Raw genomic sequence first — 17,127 nt, 5'->3', positions numbered from 1 at the left:
ATTTGGGCCAAGATGAAGGGGAAGGATCAGCGGTGCTGCACGTCGAGCTTGTCGACGGTGTCGAATTCGAACTTGATTTCCTTCCAGGTCTCCATGGCGACCTTGAGTTCGGGGCTGTGGGCGGCGGCCTTGGTCAGGATGTCCTTGCCTTCCTTTTCCAGCTCGCGGCCTTCGTTGCGGGCCTGGACGCAGGCCTCGAGTGCCACGCGGTTGGCGGCGGCACCGGCGGCGTTGCCCCAGGGGTGGCCGAGCGTGCCGCCGCCGAATTGCAGCACCGAGTCGTTGCCGAAGATCGCCACCAGCGCCGGCATGTGCCAGACATGGATGCCGCCCGAGGCGACCGGGAAGACGCCGGGCATGCTGCCCCAGTCCTGGTCGAAGAAGATGCCGCGGGCGCGGTCTTCCTTGATGTAACGGTCGCGCATCAGGTCGATCCAGCCGAGCGTGGCGGCGCGGTCGCCTTCCAGCTTGCCGACCACGGTGCCGGAGTGCAGGTGGTCGCCGCCCAGGAGGCGCAGCAGTTTCGCCAGCACGCGGAAGTTGATGCCGTGGTTGGGGTTGCGGTCCATCACCGCGTGCATGGCGCGGTGGACGTGCAGGAGCATGCCGTTGTCCCGGCACCACTTGGACAGCGAGTTGTGCGCGGCCCAGCCCAGGGTGAGATAGTCCGACATGATGATCGGGGTCTTCAGTTCCTTGGCGAATTCGGCGCGCTTGTACATTTCCTCGATCGTCGGCGCGGTCACGTTCATGTAGTGACCCTTGCGCTCACCCGTCTCGGCCTCGGATTTCTCGATGGCCTCCTGGCAGAACAGGAAGCGGTCGCGCCAGCGCATGAAGGGCTGGCTGTTGACGTTCTCGTCGTCCTTGGTGAAATCAAGCCCGCCGCGCAGGCATTCATAGACGGCGCGGCCGTAGTTCTTGGCGGAAAGGCCCAGCTTCGGCTTGATGGTGCAGCCCAGCAGGGGGCGGCCATACTTGTCCATCTTGTCGCGTTCGACCTGGATGCCGTGCGGGGGGCCGAAGCAGGTCTTCACGAACCAGATCGGGAAGCGCACGTCTTCCAGCCGCAGCGAACGCACGGCCTTGAAGCCGAACACGTTGCCGACCAGCGAGGTGAAGACGTTGACGACCGAGCCTTCCTCGAACAGGTCGGCCGGGTAGGCGATGAAGGCGTAGAAGGCATCGTCGGCGCCGGGCACGTCTTCCACCCGGTAGGCGCGGCCCTTGTAGTGATCAAGGTCGGTCAGAAGGTCGGTCCAGACCGTGGTCCAGGTCCCGGTCGAGCTTTCGGCGGCGACCGCGGCGGCGGCCTCTTCACGGCTCACGCCGGCCTGCGGGATGACCTTGAACACCGCCAGGATGTCGGTCTCTTTCACCGCATAGTCCGGCTCCCAATAGGTCGAGCGGTATTCCTTGACCCCGGCGTCGTATTTCTTTTTCGGCTGCACAGTCATGCGCGGGTCTCCCTTTCCGGTTCGAGCGCCTCTGGCGCGGCTTTCGTTGCCCGGAAGATACGCGCTTGCAGGACTATCAAAAAATGAATAGTTTTTAGATACAGAATAGAGAAAAGGTTATTCTGATGTCCGCCAGCCTGCGACAATTGCAGATCTTTCAGGCGGTGGCGCGGGCGTTGTCCTACACCCGCGCGGCCGAGGCGCTGCACCTGACGCAGCCGGCCGTCTTTGCCCAGGTGCGCACGCTGGAGGACCAGTTGGGCCAACCGCTGATCGAGCGCATCGGCAAGCGGCTGTTCCTGACCGCGGCGGGCGAAGTGGTGCAGGCCAGCGCGCGCGAGGTGCTGGGCGAGATCGAGCGGATGCAGATGCGGCTGGCCGAGTTGCAGGGCCTGGCGCGGGGGCGGCTGCGGCTGGCGGTGATTTCGACCGCGAAATACGACGCGCCGGCGCGGCTGGGCGAGTTCTGCCGCCGCCATCCGGGCATCGACGTCGACATGAAGGTGGGCAATCGGCGCGAGTTGCTCGAGCGTTTTGCGGCCAACGAGGACGACCTGTACATCCTGGGCACCCCGCCCGAGGAGGTGGAGGCCGAGCATTTCGCCTTTGCCGAGAACCCGCTGGTGCTGGTGGCCCCGCCCGACCACCCGCTGGCAGGCCGGCAGAGGTTGGTGCCGGCGGACCTGGGCGCGGCGCTGTTCGTCATGCGCGAGCGGGGGTCCGGCACGCGGATGGCGGCAGAGCGTTTCTTTGCCACCCATGACCTGACCCCGACGGTGCGGATGGAACTGGGGGCGAACGAGGCAATCAAGCAGGCGGTGATCGCGGGGCTTGGGATCGCGGTGCTGTCCCGATCGACGGCGCTTCTGGAACTGGCGCAGGGTCACCTGGTCGAACTGGACGTCACCGGCTTTCCGCTGCGCCGCCATTGGCACGTCACCTGGCCGCGCGGCAAGCGGCTGTCCATCGCGGCGCGCAGCTTTCTGGACCAGTTGCGCGAAACCGCGGCCGACGGCGGCGGTTGAACCAGCTCGTCGCCGCAGGCCAGCACCGGCCCGTCGCGGGATGCCTGTTCGCAGTCCGGAGGGCCGGACCGTCAACCGACGGGCGCCGGCGTCCCGCAGCAGGCGCTGCCGGGTGGACCGCCGGGCCGCGCGGTGTCCGGCGGCCTGCCCCGGCGGATCAGCCGGAGTGGCGGATGGTGAAGTAATACGTGCCGCCGTCGATGTGATGTTCCACCATCTCGTTGCCGGTGGCGCGGCAGAAGGCCTCGAAATCCTTGACCGAACCGGGATCGGTGGCCTGGATTTCCAGGGTCTTGCCGGTGGGCAGATCTTTCAGCGCCTTCTTCGCGCGCAGGATCGGCAGCGGGCAGCTCAGCCCCTTGGCGTCAAGAACCATGTCGGCCATGATCCGTCCTTTCAGATGTAGAGGTTGATCTGGCAGCGGGTGGCCGCGTCGACCCAGGTTGCGGCCCCGCCGAGGCTGATGCCGTCGATCATGTCCTCTCGCTTGTATTCGAACAGGTCCATGGTCATCTGGCAGGCGATCATGTTGACGTCCGCCTCTTGCGCCATCTCGCGCAATTCGGGGATCGAGGCGACGCCCTTCTTGTGCAGCATGTTCTTCATCATGGCCGAGGTCAGCGCGGTGGCCCCCGGCATTGCCGCCAGGATATTGGGCATCGACATGTGGCCGCCGCCCATCGGCATTTCCATCGCCGCATTGCCCAAGGGGTTGATCTTGAGGTTGAGGTCCTTCTTCAGCAGGGTCAGCCCGTAGAAGGTGAAGAACATCGTCACCTCCAGCCCCATTGCCGCCGCCGTGGTGGCCAGGATGAAGGGCGGATAGGCCCAATCAAGCGTGCCCTTGGTCACGATGATCGACATCGCCTTGGCGTTGGTCTCGTCCGGCATCCGTCCCTCCCTCAAGGTCCCCTGGCCGCTGCGTGGCCCGCCTCAGGCCACGCAGCCGGCGAAATTGTCGGCATTCATCTTGGCCTCGTAAGGCCCGGCCACCGCCGAGCCGGGCACCAGCACGCCCGCCGCTGCTGCGCCATCGACCGGCCTGACCCGCACCATCCAGCCCTGGCCATAGGTGTCGCTGTTGGCCAGCTTGGGGGTCTCGCTCAGGATGTCGTTCACCGCGACGATCTCGACATCGAAGCCGATCTTCGCCGGACCCACCCATTTGCCGCTTTCCACCGTGGCGACCGATTTGCCAGCCTCGATGGTCTTGCCCACCTTCTTGGGCGTGAAGGCGACCAGCGCGCCGGCCATGCCGGTGGCGATCATCGTCATGCCCACCGTGTAGGTGCCGTCGGCCTCGGGGCGATACCAAAGGTTGTTGCCCACGTCGTAGAACAGATCGTCAGGAAGATTGCAGCCCTTGACCACCGGCATCTTCGGTTCTCCTTCAGTCTTGACCGCCCGCCGCACCCGGCCGGCCTTCGGTTTCCTGGGCGCGCAGCGGCCGGGACGCGCAGCAGAACTCGCCCAGCCGGGCGTTTTCCAGCTTGCCCCCGACGAACAGCGCGAGGTGCCGGAGCACCATCGCCTGCAGCCGCAGGACGCGGCCCGCTTCGGTGGCGTCGTCCCGCCGCTGCGCGACGACATTGCGAAGATACACCAGTTCGCGGCAGGTTTCGCGGCAGGCGTTGAAGGACGGATCGCCGCGGGCCCCCTGCCGGTGCAGGGCAAGCAGCCGGAAACCTTCGACCGCCGCGCGGGTGGGCCGCTTGCCATGGGCGCGCAGCCAGGTTGCCAGCACCGTCTCGGCCTCGGCCAGCAGCGCGTCGGCCTGCGCCAGCGGCCTGTCGGCCCGGGGCGCGCGGTCAAGCCGCGCCAGAAGTGCCGGAAAGGGCATGGCCGCGGTCATCCCAGCCCCTTGGCCTGCAGCACATCCGAGGGGTCGGACATGTTCTCGGGCACGCCCACCTTGCGGGCCGACAGGCCCAGCGCCATGCCGATCAGCTGGGTGAAATACAGGATGCGCACCCGGGTCTTGCGGCCCAGAACCTTGTCGGCCCGCACCTGGTGCATCTCAAGCCCGGTGTGGCAGGTCGGGCAGTTGGTGGCGATCACCTCGGCGCCGCAGGCCTCGGCGGTTTCCAGCAGGTTGAGGACCAGCGTGGTCGAGGTGTCGCAGTCCGACAGCGCATGCGCCCCGCCGCAACAGGCGGTCTTCAGCGGGTATTCCACGTTTTCTGCCCCCGCGGCGGCGAGGAGGTCATCCATGAAATGCGGGCGCAGGGTGGATTCGCTGCCCGGCCCCTTGTCCTTTTCGGGGAAGATGTGCCGCGGCCGGGTGTACATGCAGCCGTAATAATTGGCGACCTTCAGCCCCTTGAGGCTGTTGGTCACCCGCCGCGCCAGTTCCTCTTCGCCCACGGCGCGCTTCAGCCAGTCGATGGCGTGGATGGTTTCCACCTTGCCCGCCCGATAGGCCGGGTGGCCCGCCTTGGTGCTGACCCGCTCATTCATCTCGACCGAGGCGGGATCGTTCTTCAGGTCGTATTCGGCCTTCTTCAGGTTGTGGTAGCAGCCGTTGCAGGGCGCCATCACGGTGTCGAAACCCATGCCTTGGGCGATGGACAGGTTGCGGGCCGAAAGATAGGTCTGCAGCTTGGGGTCGGTGTTCTTGACCTCCATCGCGCCGCAGCAGTTCCAGTTCTTCACCTCGACCAGGTCCAGCCCCAGAACCTTGCCGACCTCTTTGGTCGAACGGTTGTAGGCGTGGCCGGTGCCTTCCAGCACGCAGCCGGGGTAATAGGCCACTTTCTTCAGGTCGCCCGCCATGTCAGTGGCCCTCCTTGGAGTCGAGTCCCAGCGCCGCGGCGTTGCGGGCCCGGCGCTGGCTGACAAAGTCGCGCAGCACGCCTTCGGTCCGCGCCCAGCCCCGGGTGCGGGGGCGGAACACCACGGCCAGCCCCATGCGGATCATGAAGAACAGCGGGAACCGCTTGGCCATGCCGGTGACCAGGGCCACCAGCCAGGGCTGGTTCAGCGGCTGCCCGGTGCGCTTGAAGAAGCTGCGCAGGGTGTGGCTTTCCTCCATCCGGCCGGTCGCGAGGATCTGCTCGGTGAAGGTGGCGTCGAAGTGGGTGGCGGGGCTGGCCGCGGTGTGGCCCTTCAGTTCCAGCCAGTGCGCGGTGGCCTTCATCACGCCTTCGGGGAAGACGTCGCGCGGGCAGGCGTAGGTGCATTTGTTGCAACTGACGCATTGCCAGATGATGTCCTTGTCGCGCAGCAACTCCTCCTCCATCCCGGTGCGGATCAGGTAGATCCAGTAGCGCGGGTTGAAGTCGGGGTTCACCGCGTTCACGGTGCAGGCGTTGGTGCAGGACCCGCATTGCCAGCAGCGGTGGATGTATTCGCCCCCCGGAAGGGCGGCGATCTCGTCCTGCATCGCCTCGTTGTAGTCGGTGATCGTGCGCGACTTGATGAAGGTGGACCAATGGCCCGAGACATCGGTCCCGTCGATCACCAAGCTGTCATGGGTGATCAGGTTTTCCGGCCGGATCAGCGATTTCTCATGGATGGGCATGGCGGTCCTCGGTCGAAGGGTCCGTCGTCGAAGGGTCCGACGCGGTAGGGTCCGGCGTCGAAGGGTCTGACAGGGCCAGCCGAAGCGCCGCGCCGCCACCGAATTCGTGGGCACGCCCGTCGATCAGGCGCAGGCGGGTGCGGCCGGTCCGGGTGTTTACCGCGTCAAGGCCCAGCATGCGGCGGGTGTGCAGCATCGGGTCGCCCTCGACCGTGAAGTCGCTGCGCAGATACTGGCTGCCGCGGTCGTTGATATAGGCGGCATAGACATGCGCCAGCAGCAGGTCGGCAACCCAGGTCCGGTCGCGGAACACGCCTTCGCCGGCAAGGAAACCATCCAGCTCCGCGCGCAGGCTGGCAAAGGTCGCAAGGCCGTCGGGCACCGCGATCCTGGCCTGGTCCACGTCCTCGGCATGCCAGATCTCGCGCAAGGCGCCGGTTCCGACCTGGGCGTCCCAGATCCAGCGCGTCATCAGCGGCACCTCATCAGGCGCCGTGAAGTGCAGCAGTTCCGAGCCAAGATCGCGGACCCAGCGCATCTGGGCGCCCGGCGGAAAGGCAGCGGCAAAGGCGGTGAGGCGGCTGTCGATGCCGTCCGCGGCGGTCAGCAGCCGGTGGATCGGCCCGCGCAGGCCGTCGATCCCGCGGCTGGCCAGCACCGGGGCGATGCGGCGGCGCACCGGGGCCATGAAGGCGGCGAGGTCCAGGAATTCCGGTTCCGAAAGCGCATTGGCCCCCTGCCCCAGCAGTTCGGCGAATAGGGCGGATTTCAGTTGCAGGGCGGTGACATAGCGCTCGATCCCGCCGGTGGGGCGGGCGGACTCGGCCAGGTCGGCAAGGGCCCGGCGCAGCCGGTCGCCAGACAGCTCCAGCACCGGGCCTGCCGGCGGGCTTTCGACCGCAGGGCGGCGGAAGCCGAACATCACTCGGCCGCCCGCGCCAGGCCGACACCGGCCCGCGTCATCGCCGCCAGCGCGGCGGCCTGGCCCTGGGCGATGGCATCGTCGATCGTTTCGGGCCCGGTGGCCGCACCGGCGACATAGACGCCGGGCCGCGAGGTCTGCGCCATCTGCGCATAGGGGGTGGCCTTGTCGATATAGCCATAGCGGTTGAGGGTCACGCCGAAGACTGCCGACAGGGTCATGTTGTCGACATTCGGGTCCATGCCGATGGCATGCACCACCAGATCGAAGGGAATGGTGATCGGCCGCTTGACCAGCGTGTCCTCGCCCTTGACCACCAGCCGCTTGCCGTCCGAGGTCACCTCGGCGATGCGGGCCTTGATATACTTGACCTTCGCCTCTTCCTGGCTTTTCCAGTAGAACTCGCCCTCGTAAAGGCCGAAGGTGCGGATATCCATGTAGTAGATGTAGACGTTGGTCTGTGGGCTGAGTTCGCGGATTTCCATCGCCATGTTGGCCGAGACGGTGCAGCAGACCTTCGAGCACCATTCGCGGCCGATCTGCCGGTCACGGCTGCCGACGCACAGCAGGATTGCCACCCGGTCGGGCACCCGGCCGTCCGACGGGCAGCGGATGCCCTTGCCAGACGAGATCATCTGTTCCACCTGCACCGTGGTCACCACGTCCGGGTAGGTGCCAAAGCCCCATTCCGGCTTGTTCAGGCTGTCGAAATGGGTGAAGCCGGTGGCCAGGATCGCCGCCTCGGCCTCGATCCTCTTGCCGTCCTTCAGGGTGGCGACGAACCTGCCCGGCTCGCCCGCGAAGGCCTGCACCTGCGCGTCGGTCAGCACTGTCACATTGGCGTTCTGCTGCACCCGGGCGACCATGCCACCGATGGCGTCGCGGGCCCATTCATGGCTGGGCACCAGCTTGGCATAGCCCTGCAGGATCGGCGCGCCGCCCAAGGCCGCGGCCTTTTCGACCAGCACCGCCTTGCGGCCCGAGGTGCCGACGGCCTGCGCCGCCGCAAGCCCCGCCGGGCCGCCGCCCACGATCAGGATGGGTCTTTCGGTCATCGCCTCACGCTCCCTGCAGCGTCTTTGGGGGTTTCACGTAGCCGGGACCCGAGGTGATGGCCCGCCTGGGGTCATACAGCGTCTCGATCCGGCCGGCCTTCACCTCGTCCAGGTAGGCGACGAACTCGGCCTTGGCCTGTTCCCAGTCGATGCCCATCTTTTCCAGCAGCTCCTCGAAGGGCGAGGCGTGCCAGTGCAGTTGCGCCAGCTTGTAGGGATGCGCGCCCATGGTCAGGGCGGCGAACTGGCAATCGGCCATCACCGGCAGGGCATAGACCTTGCCGACCGCGCGGCCGATCCACTGGTTCTTGTCCAGCGTGGTGATGCAGCCGGTGTCATGGCCGATCATCACGTCGGACCGGGCCTCTTCTACCGCCACCTTGATCTTGCGGTCGATGGCGAAGCTGCGGGTGAACTCACGCTCGCCGATGATGTGGCGGAAGCCGAAGCCGCAGCAGTCATACCAGGTGGAATAGTCGATGACCTGCGCACCCAGCGTCTGCAACAGCCCCGTCGTCACCGCCACCCGGTCGCCGTTCAGCACCGTATCGTCATAGATCACGTCCTCGGGCACCATCTTGTAGACGTGGCAGGCCGGGTGAACGGTGGCCCGGACCGCCGAGACGTCGATGGTCTGCCGCGCGGCGATCCGGTGGCGCATCATGTGCAGCCATTCCGAGTAGTGCACGATCTCTTCGGGGATCAGCAGCTTGCCGTCGACCAACCGCCCCAGCTTGCCGAGGATCTTCTTCACCTCGGCCCTGAGTTCCGCCGAATGCAGCAGGAAGCCGCGGATTTCCTTGTAGTTTCCGAACGAGGTTCCGCAGTGGATGAGGGGGTAGTAGGTGCCCACAGGCAGGCCATGGGCCTTGGCGCTGACATAGGCCTGGTGCATGTTGCGCAGGAACACGGCGGCCAGCGAGACCACGTTGCCGATGCCCGAGCCGTGGTAGTTCCAGGCGGTGCAGGAGGTCTGGTCGGTCTCGTCCAGGTAGTCCAACCCGAGCTGGTTCATGATCCACAGGACCGAAGACGGATAGCCCGGGATATTGCCGCACTGACCGCAGGACTTGTGGTGCCACAGGTTGGTGGTGGGAATCTTCTTGTCCCAGCCGTAAAGGGTTTTCGCCAGTTCCGGCGCGTGGTGGTCGGCCACGCGATGGACGACGATCTCGCCGTCCTTTTCCAGCTGCCACATGATGTCGCGCACGTCTTCCTTGCGATCCTTGCCGGTCAGCAGAAAGCGCTTGTCGATCCTGGCCTCGACCCAGCCGGTGGCGCGCTTCGCCTCGGTCTCGGTCAGGTTCGTCGGCGTCCAGTCTGCGCCGAAGCCATTGTAGGCACCGCCGGCGCCATCGCCCTTCGTCTGCATCGCGCGCTCCTCCCTCAGGCGGCGACGACCCGTCAGTCGTCGGTGTCGCCGTCCTCGTCCTGGTTGTCTTCCAGCCACTCTTCCCATTCGTCGCGCTTCTCATCCATCACGTCCGAGACCACGTCGAACAGGTTCGCATCGACCGTGGCGAGCTGCTTCAGCACGCCGGTCGCCTCCCAGATGGTGTAAAGCTCGACCGAGGTGCGCAGGTTCACCTCCCAGGCGGTGTCGAGCGTGTGCATCGTCGGCATCGGAATGGCCTTGCGCAGCACCATCAGCGGCGCGTCCACCTTGGTGACGTTCGGCCCCCAGTCGGGAAAGGCGTCGCGGGTGATCATGTTCGGCGCCAGCTGATTGCCGGTCGTGACCACCTTCAGAAGCACCCGGCTGAACGGTCGCAACACCTCTTTCACCGAGGGCAGTTCATGCTTGATCGCGACTTCGCGCAGGATCATCACCAGCCCGCCGGGCGAGTTCTCGAACGGGCAGCGGGCGGCGCAGGTGTAGCACTGGGCGCAGGCCCAGATCTTTTCCTGCATCGCATCGTAGATGCCTTCCAGGTTTTCGGTCCACAGAAGCTGGACGATCTCGCGCGGGGAATAGTCGTAGTACTGCGCCGAGGGGCAGGTGGCGGTGCAGATGCCGCAGTTCAGGCAGCCGTGGATTTCGTGATCGTAAAGCGGGTGCTTGCGGATGTCGTCGAAGATCGCTTCAAGCGCCTCTTGCGGCACCGGCGCCCGGTCCGAGACCGGGTCGGCGATCGGTGGCGTCGGCAGCTTGGCATGCGCGGTCATGGCTTGCCCCTCCTCCAGGGTTCGCGTGACGAGGCCGGAGTCAGTAGGTCAGCACGCGGGCGTCGTCGTTCTCCATGATTTCCTCGATCAGCTTGGCGCCGCCCACGATGCCCTCGCATTCGGGGATCAGGTCGTCGGTCGTCATGTCGAAGAGGTCGAGGTTGGGCGAGCAGCAGTAGAACTTTGCCCCCGCCTCGTGGGCATCCTTGATGAAATCGTAGATCGTCTTGGGGCTGCCGGGCTTGACCACCAGCGCCTCGGCCACGCCCTTTTTCATCAGCCGGCCGGCGGTGGCGGTGCAGATCACCTCGACCTCATAGTCCATCGCCGCCGCGACGGTGGCCTGGAAGAACGGGGCGCCCAGTTCCTCGCCGTTGCGCGGATCGGTGTTCACCATGACGATGATCAGCTTGCTGGCCAAGTTCGCTCTCCCTGCCGGCGGATCTGGTGCAAAGCCCGCCACATCTTGAAACCATTATATTCCGATCTTCGTATGTCAAAAGGAATCGTCGCCGCGGCGCGGCGCATTACATCCATCCGGTGTGCCGCATCAGCGCAACCATGAAGGGCTGAAGCCGGTCGGCGATTTCAACCTGCGCATCTCCCAGCGCCTCAAGCCCGGCCAGCGTGTCCTCGGGCGTTTCGGCAAATTCCATGATCAGATCCTCGGCCATGCCGCGTTTCATGCCGACATGTCCAAGCATCCCAAGGCCATTTGCCCCGACGGTGAACCCCAGCACCTCGCCCTTGGCGCTGGTGGCGACGGGCCGCATTCCGGGCCCCAGGACTGGGCGGTCGCGAAGATAGAGGGCAAGCGGCATCTGCTGCGGCACAGCATCATCCCAAGCGGAGAACCGCGCGGTGTGCACGCCGAACCGAAGCGCGGCCTCTTCGGCGCCGCCGCCGCCTGCCACCGCAAGAATCAATGCGCCAAGGCCGAAGCCCACCACCGGAAGCCCGGCCTGAAGAAAGCCGCGGGCAAGCCGCAGTTCGGGGCCAAGCGACGGCAGGATGGGGCCCGAGACAATGCCGTATGGCCCGCCGCCCAGCAGGATCAGCCCGTCGCTTTCCGGGGTTGCCGGCAGCGTTCCGCCCGCTGCGAAGGGGCGGAAGTAGCGGAAGCGCAGGTTGCGGCCTTCCAGGTGGTCCTCGATCAGCCCAAGGTATTCGGCTTCGGTGTGCTGGATGACCCAGATCGTCTTCATGGCGCCGGCGTGACCGCGGCCAGGATGGTGGCCGAAAGGTCCGCCGCCGAGACGCCGGGCAGGTCCAGCCCAAGCCGGGCGATGGCGGCGGCGGCCGCGGCGGTCAGCGCGGTGTCGGCCAGATCGGTGCCGACCATCGCCGCGGCCAGCCGGTCCAGGCCGTCCGGCGGCAGGCAGGTGAAGTCGCCCTGGATCACCAGATCGGCCACCCGCCCGTCGCGCGACAGCAGGTTGACCCGCACCAGCCCGCCCGGCGCCTTGTGCGCCGCCTCGGTCAGGTGGGTGTCGGCGGCGATCTTCACGCCCAGGGCCACCAGCTTGCGATGCTGGGTGTCCGTCCAGTCCGGGTCGGCCAGTGCCGCCTCGGCCGCCTCGATGGCGGCCCATTCGGCGGGGGTGGGCGCGGAGTCGTGGACCTCGACCCCCAGCACCTCGGCGCAATGGCGCAGGAACCTGGCCTTGATGTCGTCCCGGTCGGGCATGCGGCCAAGTTCGCGCAGCATGGTGGTCATGTAGTCGTCCAGCGTCTGGCGCAGCTTGTCGCGGAATTTTTCGGACGGCACCTTCAGGCATTTCGCCATGGTCGCGGTGTCGAAATCCAGCATGAAGCTGCCGACCAGGACGGTGGCCCCGCCGATCGAGGCCGCGCCGGTGCCGCCGATCTTGCGGCCATCGACCTGGATGTCGTTCATCGGGCGGTATTGCGCGTTCACCCCCAGTTCGCGGTAGGTCCGCACCACCGGTTCGATGAACAGCGGATACAGCCGGTCGGCCCGATCCGGGGCCTTGCCGGCGGGAAAGACGAAATGCGTGAACAACTGGTTGCGGTCCAGATAGACCGCCCCGCCGCCGACATGCCGCCGCCAGATCGGCAAGCCGCGTGCGGCACAGAAGTCGGTGTCCACCTCCTTGCCGATGTCCTGGTGCATGCCCACGCAGACATAGGGCGTCTCGGGCGAGGCGAGCGACAGGATCGCATCGCTGTCCGGCCCCATCGTCTCGGCCAGCCCGTGGTAGACGGCCTGGCTGCGCAAGGCCGGCACGAAGCCGAAGTCGATCACTCGCAAGCGCATGGTGCTCTCCGTTTTTTCCCCTGCATCACATCCGGTTTTGCGAATGAGTCAATGCAGCTTCCCGGAGCTGCGACCCGGGCGTCCGTTCTGACGGAACCGGCACTGGCCTGGGCCGGGATCGCCTGATAGGCTCGTGCCGTCTTGGCCGTGACGGTGTCGAAGTGCTGTGGCTTCGATCCAACGCGATGACACGAAAGAACTTCTGGCGGGCTGCGGGTCAACCAGATGCGGCGCGGGAGGGGTCGATGCAGCCGGACCATTTGGGCGACGTTTCATTCTGGTATGCCGACATCGGACTGCCGAAGCCCCGCGCCGCCCTGCCGGGCGACGCCGAGGCCGATGTCTGCATCATCGGCGCGGGATATACCGGGTTGTGGTCCGCCTGGTATCTGAAGCAGGCCCAGCCTTCGTTGCGCGTCGTGGTGGTCGAGAAGGAATTCGCCGGGTTCGGCGCCTCGGGCCGCAATGGCGGCTGGTTGACCGGGGGCTTTGCCTGGAACCACGGCCGCTATGCCGAAACGGCGGGCACCGACGGCGTGCGCGCCATGGTCCGGGCGATGAACGGCACCGTGGACGAGGTGATCGGGGTGGCCGAGACGCAGGGCATCGACGCCGACATCCGCCGCACCGAGGAACTGATGGTGGCGGTGAACCCCGCCCAGGCGATCCGGCTGAGCGAAGAGGTCGCCCACCGCCGCCGCTGGGGCGAGGAGGAGCGGGTATTCGAGATCGGCGCCGATGAGTTGCGGCCCCGGCTGCGCATTCCGGGGGCGGTCAGCGCGATGGTGGTGACGAACGTGGCGCGGGTGCAGCCGGCGAAGCTGGTGCGCGGCCTTGCCGCCGCCGTCGAGCGCACGGGTGTTTCCATCTACGAGGGCACCGCCGTCACGTCGCTGGAGGCCGGGCGCGTGGCGACACCGCGCGGCGTGGTGCGGGCGAAGGTGATCCTGCGCTGCACCGAGGGCTTTTCCGCCGGGCTGCCGGGGCTGCGGCGGGACTGGTTGCCGTTGAACTCGGCCCAGATCGCGACCGAGCCGCTGCCGGCGCAGGTCTGGGACGAGATCGGCTGGGACGGGCACCAGATCGTCGGCGATTTCGCCAATGCCTACTGCTATTGCCAGCGCACCCGCGAAGGGCGGATCACGGTCGGCGCGCGCGGCGTGCCCTATCGGTTCGGCTCGTCGCTGGACAGCAACGGCGCGCCGGACCCCGAGACGGTGCGGCGGCTGGTGGCGATCCTGCACCGGCATTTCCCGGCGACGAAGCCCTATCGCGTGGCGCATGCCTGGTGCGGCGTTCTGGGCGTGCCGCGCGACTGGTGCGCGACGGTGGGGTTCGATCCGGCCACGGGGACCGGCTGGGCTGGGGGGTATGTGGGCGTGGGCGTCTCGACGTCGAACCTGGCCGGACGGACGCTGACCGACCTTGTGCTGGGTCGGACGACCGATCTGACCCGGCTGCCCTGGGTCAATCGCCGCACCAGGCCCTGGGAGCCCGAGCCGCTGCGCTGGCTGGGGGTGCACGCGATGTATGCCCTGCTGAATGCCGCCGACCGGGCCGAGGCGCGGCCAGGGGTGACGCGGCCGTCCTGGCTGGGCGGCCTGGGGAACCGGCTGACCGGGCGGGGGTAGTGCTGCGAGCGGCCCAGAGGCGAGTTCCTCGCGGAAATCGTGGCCGGAATTCGTGCGAGTTCCGACATCTCTTGCGGCGGGCTGCCGGCCTTTGGCATAACGGCCGAAGGGGCGGGTCGGGGGCCTGCTCGGGGAGGGTGACCATGCGGGTTCTGAAGGCCGTCGTTGCGGCCCTGTGGCTGGGGCTTTGCACCCTGCCCGCTGACGCGGCAGCGCGCGAGGACGCGGAGAACGCCGTCCTGCTGGGTTGGTACGACCTGGTGCTGGAACTGGTGCGCCATACCGCGACCTACTCTCCGCCGGTCGCCAGCCGGGCCTTTGCCTATGTCGGCGTGGTCGCACATGAGGTGCAGGCGGGCGGCGACCCGGCGCTGGTCAGCCTGGCCGGGCAGTTGAACGGGCTGGCCGCCCTGCCCGCGCGCGACCCTGCCCTGCCCTATGACGACGCGGTGGCGCTTGAGGCGGCCTTGGCCCGCGCAATGGGCGATTTCTTCGGCAACACCGGCCCCAGCGGCCAGCGCGCCATGGCGGCGGTGCACAAGGGCCTGGCCACTGCCGCCGCCGAGGGGCTGGATGCGGCGATGGCCGAGCGCAGCCGGGCCTGGGGCGAGGCGGTGGCGGACCATGTCTACCAATGGTCGCTGACCGATGGCGGCGCGGTGATCGAGAACATGGGCTTTCCGCTGACCTACACGCCGGGGTCCGGGCCGGATGACTGGGTGCCCACCAACACTCAGGCCTTGCAGCAGGCGCCGCTGTTGCCCGGCTGGGGCGAGAACCGGCCCTTTGCCATGCCGGTGGGCGTGCCCTGCAAGGCGCCGCCCTACCCCGCGTTCGCAACCGGGCCGGGGACGGGTTTCTATGAGGCCGCGCAGGAGGTCTATGAGACCTCGAAGGTGCTGACCGACGAGCAGAAGGCGATCGCCCGGTTCTGGTCGGACGATCCGATGCTGTCGCCCACGCCGCCCGGCCACTGGGTGGCGATCGTCCTGCAGATCGCCCGGCGCGACGGGCTGAGCGCGGATCGCACCGCCGAGGCGCTGGCGGTGGTGGGCGTGGCCGTGGCGGATGCCTTCATCGGCTGCTGGTCGGAAAAGTTCCGCCACAACCTGATCCGGCCCGTCACCTATATCCGCCGCCACATCGATCCGAAGTGGGAGCCGCTCTTGATCACGCCGCCCTTCCCGGAATACCCGTCGGGGCATTCGGTGCAGTCGGGGGCGGCCGAAGTGGCGCTGACGCGGCTGTTCGGCGAGGGGTTCGCCTTCGACGATGCCACGCATGAAGATGACGGCCTGCCGGTGCGCCACTTCGGCAGCTTCCGCGAGGCGGCGGAAGAGGCGGCGGTGTCGCGGCTGTTCGGCGGCATCCATTTCCCCTTCGGCAACCGGGGCGGGCTGGTGCAGGGCCGCTGCATCGGCGATTGGGCGGCCCGGCTGAAGACCCGGTCATGAAGGCGCTGGCGGCCCTTCTGATGCTGCCTTCGGCGGCGCTGGCCGAACCGGGGGTGCCGGTCTATGTGCCGGAAGACGTTGGCATTTCCACCGCCTATGCGGGCGAGTATTACTACATGGTCGGCGGCGGCGTGGCGGCTTTCGATTGCTCGGGCGACCGCTTTCCCGATCTGGTCTTTGCCGGCGGCGAGGGGCCGGTGGGGGTCTATGTCAACCGCAGCGAAGTGGGCGGGGCCTTGGCGTTTGACAAGGTGCAGAGCGGGGCCGAGATCGACCGGGTGCAGGGGGTCTGGCCCATCGACATCGACAGCGACGGGGGGCTGGACCTGGTGCTGCTGCGGCTGGGCGAGGACGTGGTGCTGCGGGGCCTGGGCGACTGTCGCTTTGAACGCGCGAACGAGGCCTGGGGGTTTCAGGGCGGCGCCGAGTGGTCCACCGCGCTGGCCGCGATCTGGGAACGCGGGCAGGGCTGGCCGACGCTGGCGGTGGGCGCCTACATCGACCAGACAGCCGAGGCGTTTCCCTGGGGCAGTTGCACCGAGAACCGGCTGTACCGGCCCGCAGGTCAGGGCTTTGCGCCCCCCCTGCCGCTGACCCCCAGCTTCTGCGCGCTGTCGATGCTGTTCACCGACTGGGACCGCTCCGGCACGCCGTCGCTGCGCATTGCCAACGACCGCGAGTATTACAAGGGCGGGCAGGAACAGTTGTGGCACCTGCCCCCCGATGGCTCGCCGCGCCTGTTCACCGAGGCCGAGGGCTGGAAGCGGCTGCGCATCTGGGGGATGGGCATCGCCTCGGCCGACCTCGACTGGGACGGCTACCCGGAATATTTCCTGACCTCGATGGCCGACAACAAGCTGCAGGCGCTGCGCGAGGTGCCTGACGGGGCGGCGCCGGTGCCGGTCTATGACGACATTGCGCTGAAGCGGGGGGTGACGGCGCACCGGCCCTATGCCGGCGGCGACATCCGCCCCTCGACCGCCTGGCATGCCGAATTCGGCGATGTGAACAACGATGGCCGGCTGGACCTGTTCGTGGTCAAGGGCAACGTGGCCAAGATGCCGGATTTCGCCGAGGATGACCCCAACAACCTGCTGTTGCAGGGCGCGGACGGGGTGTTCGTGGAAGCCGGCGACCGGGCCGGGGTGGCGTCGATGGGGGTGGGTCGCGGCGGGGCGGTGGTGGACCTGAACCTGGACGGCGCGCTGGACCTGGTGGCGACGCGCCGCTGGGAGGTGCCCGAGGTCTGGCGGCAGGCGGGCTGCGGCGGCGGGCATTGGGTGCAGGTGGCGCTGCATCTGCCCGGGGCGAACCGCAACGCGCTGGGGGCGGTGCTGGAGATTCGCCACGGCGACGCGGTGGAACGGCGCGAGGTCACCTTGGGCGGCGGCCAGGGCGGCGGCAAGGCGGGGTGGCTGCACATCGGGCTGGGCGACGCCGAGGCGGCAGACCTGCGGGTGATCTGGCCGGATGGCTCGGTGGGCGACTGGCTGCGGCTGGCGGCGGGCGGGTTCTTTGACCTGTCGCCGGGGGCTGCGCCGGTGTCCTGGTCGCCGGGCGGGTCGGCGGCCGATTGTGCGGCGGGTGCGCCGTAAGGATTTCCGGGACCGGAGGCAGGG

At 67.6% G+C, this 17,127-nt stretch carries 18 protein-coding genes; 4 read left to right on the top strand and 14 right to left on the bottom strand.

Going from position 1 to position 17,127, the window contains the following annotated elements:
* Positions 1 to 26: 26 nt before the first annotated feature.
* On the bottom strand, positions 27 to 1,457 hold the full coding sequence (locus LHP98_RS00515; RefSeq protein ID WP_227250547.1) for a form I ribulose bisphosphate carboxylase large subunit: 1,431 nt from the start codon (positions 1,455 to 1,457) through the stop codon (positions 27 to 29).
* A 125-nt stretch (positions 1,458 to 1,582) separates the two neighbouring features.
* On the opposite strand from LHP98_RS00515, the gene LHP98_RS00510 reads away from it, so the two are divergent.
* Positions 1,583 to 2,482: a LysR family transcriptional regulator gene (locus tag LHP98_RS00510; RefSeq protein WP_227250546.1), complete on the top strand. Its 900-nt coding sequence runs from the start codon at positions 1,583 to 1,585 to the stop codon at positions 2,480 to 2,482.
* A 157-nt stretch (positions 2,483 to 2,639) separates the two neighbouring features.
* Here the strand turns inward: LHP98_RS00510 and LHP98_RS00505 are convergent, their stop codons facing one another.
* The 13 genes from LHP98_RS00505 to LHP98_RS00445 form a co-directional block, all read right to left on the bottom strand.
* Positions 2,640 to 2,867, bottom strand: a complete 228-nt coding sequence (locus tag LHP98_RS00505) for a sulfurtransferase TusA family protein (protein WP_227250545.1) — start codon at positions 2,865 to 2,867, stop codon at positions 2,640 to 2,642.
* Between the two features lie 11 nt (positions 2,868 to 2,878).
* Positions 2,879 to 3,373: a sulfur carrier protein DsrE2 gene (gene dsrE2, locus LHP98_RS00500; RefSeq protein WP_227250544.1), complete on the bottom strand. Its 495-nt coding sequence runs from the start codon at positions 3,371 to 3,373 to the stop codon at positions 2,879 to 2,881.
* 42 nt (positions 3,374 to 3,415) lie between these two features.
* Positions 3,416 to 3,859 (bottom strand): glycine cleavage system protein H, encoded by a 444-nt coding sequence (locus LHP98_RS00495; protein ID WP_227250543.1) that lies wholly within the window; start codon positions 3,857 to 3,859, stop codon positions 3,416 to 3,418.
* 13 nt (positions 3,860 to 3,872) lie between these two features.
* Entirely contained in the window at positions 3,873 to 4,334 is a 462-nt protein-coding gene (locus LHP98_RS00490; protein WP_227250542.1) for a hypothetical protein, read from the bottom strand.
* On the bottom strand, positions 4,331 to 5,254 hold the full coding sequence (locus LHP98_RS00485; RefSeq protein WP_227250541.1) for a CoB--CoM heterodisulfide reductase iron-sulfur subunit B family protein: 924 nt from the start codon (positions 5,252 to 5,254) through the stop codon (positions 4,331 to 4,333). The genes LHP98_RS00490 and LHP98_RS00485 overlap by 4 nt, the downstream gene beginning before the upstream one ends.
* Before the next feature lies 1 nt (position 5,255).
* Positions 5,256 to 6,002 carry a 4Fe-4S dicluster domain-containing protein gene (locus LHP98_RS00480; protein WP_227250540.1) on the bottom strand — a complete coding sequence of 249 codons (747 nt, stop codon included), beginning with the start codon at positions 6,000 to 6,002 and terminating at the stop codon, positions 5,256 to 5,258.
* Positions 5,989 to 6,924 (bottom strand): hypothetical protein, encoded by a 936-nt coding sequence (locus LHP98_RS00475; protein WP_227250539.1) that lies wholly within the window; start codon positions 6,922 to 6,924, stop codon positions 5,989 to 5,991. Before LHP98_RS00475 ends, LHP98_RS00480 begins: the two co-directional genes overlap by 14 nt.
* Positions 6,924 to 7,979: an FAD-dependent oxidoreductase gene (locus LHP98_RS00470; protein WP_227250538.1), complete on the bottom strand. Its 1,056-nt coding sequence runs from the start codon at positions 7,977 to 7,979 to the stop codon at positions 6,924 to 6,926. Before LHP98_RS00470 ends, LHP98_RS00475 begins: the two co-directional genes overlap by 1 nt.
* Before the next feature lie 4 nt (positions 7,980 to 7,983).
* On the bottom strand, positions 7,984 to 9,351 hold the full coding sequence (locus LHP98_RS00465) for a heterodisulfide reductase-related iron-sulfur binding cluster (RefSeq protein ID WP_227250537.1): 1,368 nt from the start codon (positions 9,349 to 9,351) through the stop codon (positions 7,984 to 7,986).
* 32 nt (positions 9,352 to 9,383) lie between these two features.
* Positions 9,384 to 10,145 (bottom strand): 4Fe-4S dicluster domain-containing protein, encoded by a 762-nt coding sequence (locus LHP98_RS00460; protein WP_227250536.1) that lies wholly within the window; start codon positions 10,143 to 10,145, stop codon positions 9,384 to 9,386.
* A gap of 40 nt (positions 10,146 to 10,185) precedes the next feature.
* Complete coding sequence (locus LHP98_RS00455) at positions 10,186 to 10,566, bottom strand: DsrE/DsrF/DrsH-like family protein (protein WP_227250535.1); 381 nt, start codon at positions 10,564 to 10,566, stop codon at positions 10,186 to 10,188.
* 106 nt (positions 10,567 to 10,672) lie between these two features.
* Positions 10,673 to 11,350: a hypothetical protein gene (locus tag LHP98_RS00450; protein WP_227250534.1), complete on the bottom strand. Its 678-nt coding sequence runs from the start codon at positions 11,348 to 11,350 to the stop codon at positions 10,673 to 10,675.
* A complete protein-coding gene (locus LHP98_RS00445; RefSeq protein WP_227250533.1) occupies positions 11,347 to 12,423 on the bottom strand; it encodes a biotin/lipoate A/B protein ligase family protein in 1,077 nt (358 codons plus the stop codon). The genes LHP98_RS00450 and LHP98_RS00445 overlap by 4 nt, the downstream gene beginning before the upstream one ends.
* Before the next feature lie 245 nt (positions 12,424 to 12,668).
* Here LHP98_RS00445 and LHP98_RS00440 point away from each other — a divergent pair, with 245 nt between their 5' ends.
* The 3 genes from LHP98_RS00440 (at position 12,669) to LHP98_RS00430 (ending at position 17,103) form a co-directional block, all read left to right on the top strand.
* Complete coding sequence (locus tag LHP98_RS00440) at positions 12,669 to 14,054, top strand: NAD(P)/FAD-dependent oxidoreductase (protein ID WP_227250532.1); 1,386 nt, start codon at positions 12,669 to 12,671, stop codon at positions 14,052 to 14,054.
* Between the two features lie 143 nt (positions 14,055 to 14,197).
* Positions 14,198 to 15,508: a vanadium-dependent haloperoxidase gene (locus LHP98_RS00435; RefSeq protein ID WP_227250531.1), complete on the top strand. Its 1,311-nt coding sequence runs from the start codon at positions 14,198 to 14,200 to the stop codon at positions 15,506 to 15,508.
* Positions 15,505 to 17,103, top strand: a complete 1,599-nt coding sequence (locus tag LHP98_RS00430) for a CRTAC1 family protein (protein WP_227250530.1) — start codon at positions 15,505 to 15,507, stop codon at positions 17,101 to 17,103. The genes LHP98_RS00435 and LHP98_RS00430 overlap by 4 nt, the downstream gene beginning before the upstream one ends.
* The last annotated feature ends 24 nt before the right edge of the window (positions 17,104 to 17,127 follow it).

The sequence above is a fragment of the Rhodobacter sp. Har01 genome, assembly GCF_020564565.1.
In the GTDB taxonomy this organism is placed as follows: Bacteria; Pseudomonadota; Alphaproteobacteria; order Rhodobacterales; family Rhodobacteraceae; genus Pseudogemmobacter.
This window is presented reverse-complemented; position numbering and strand designations above follow the sequence as displayed.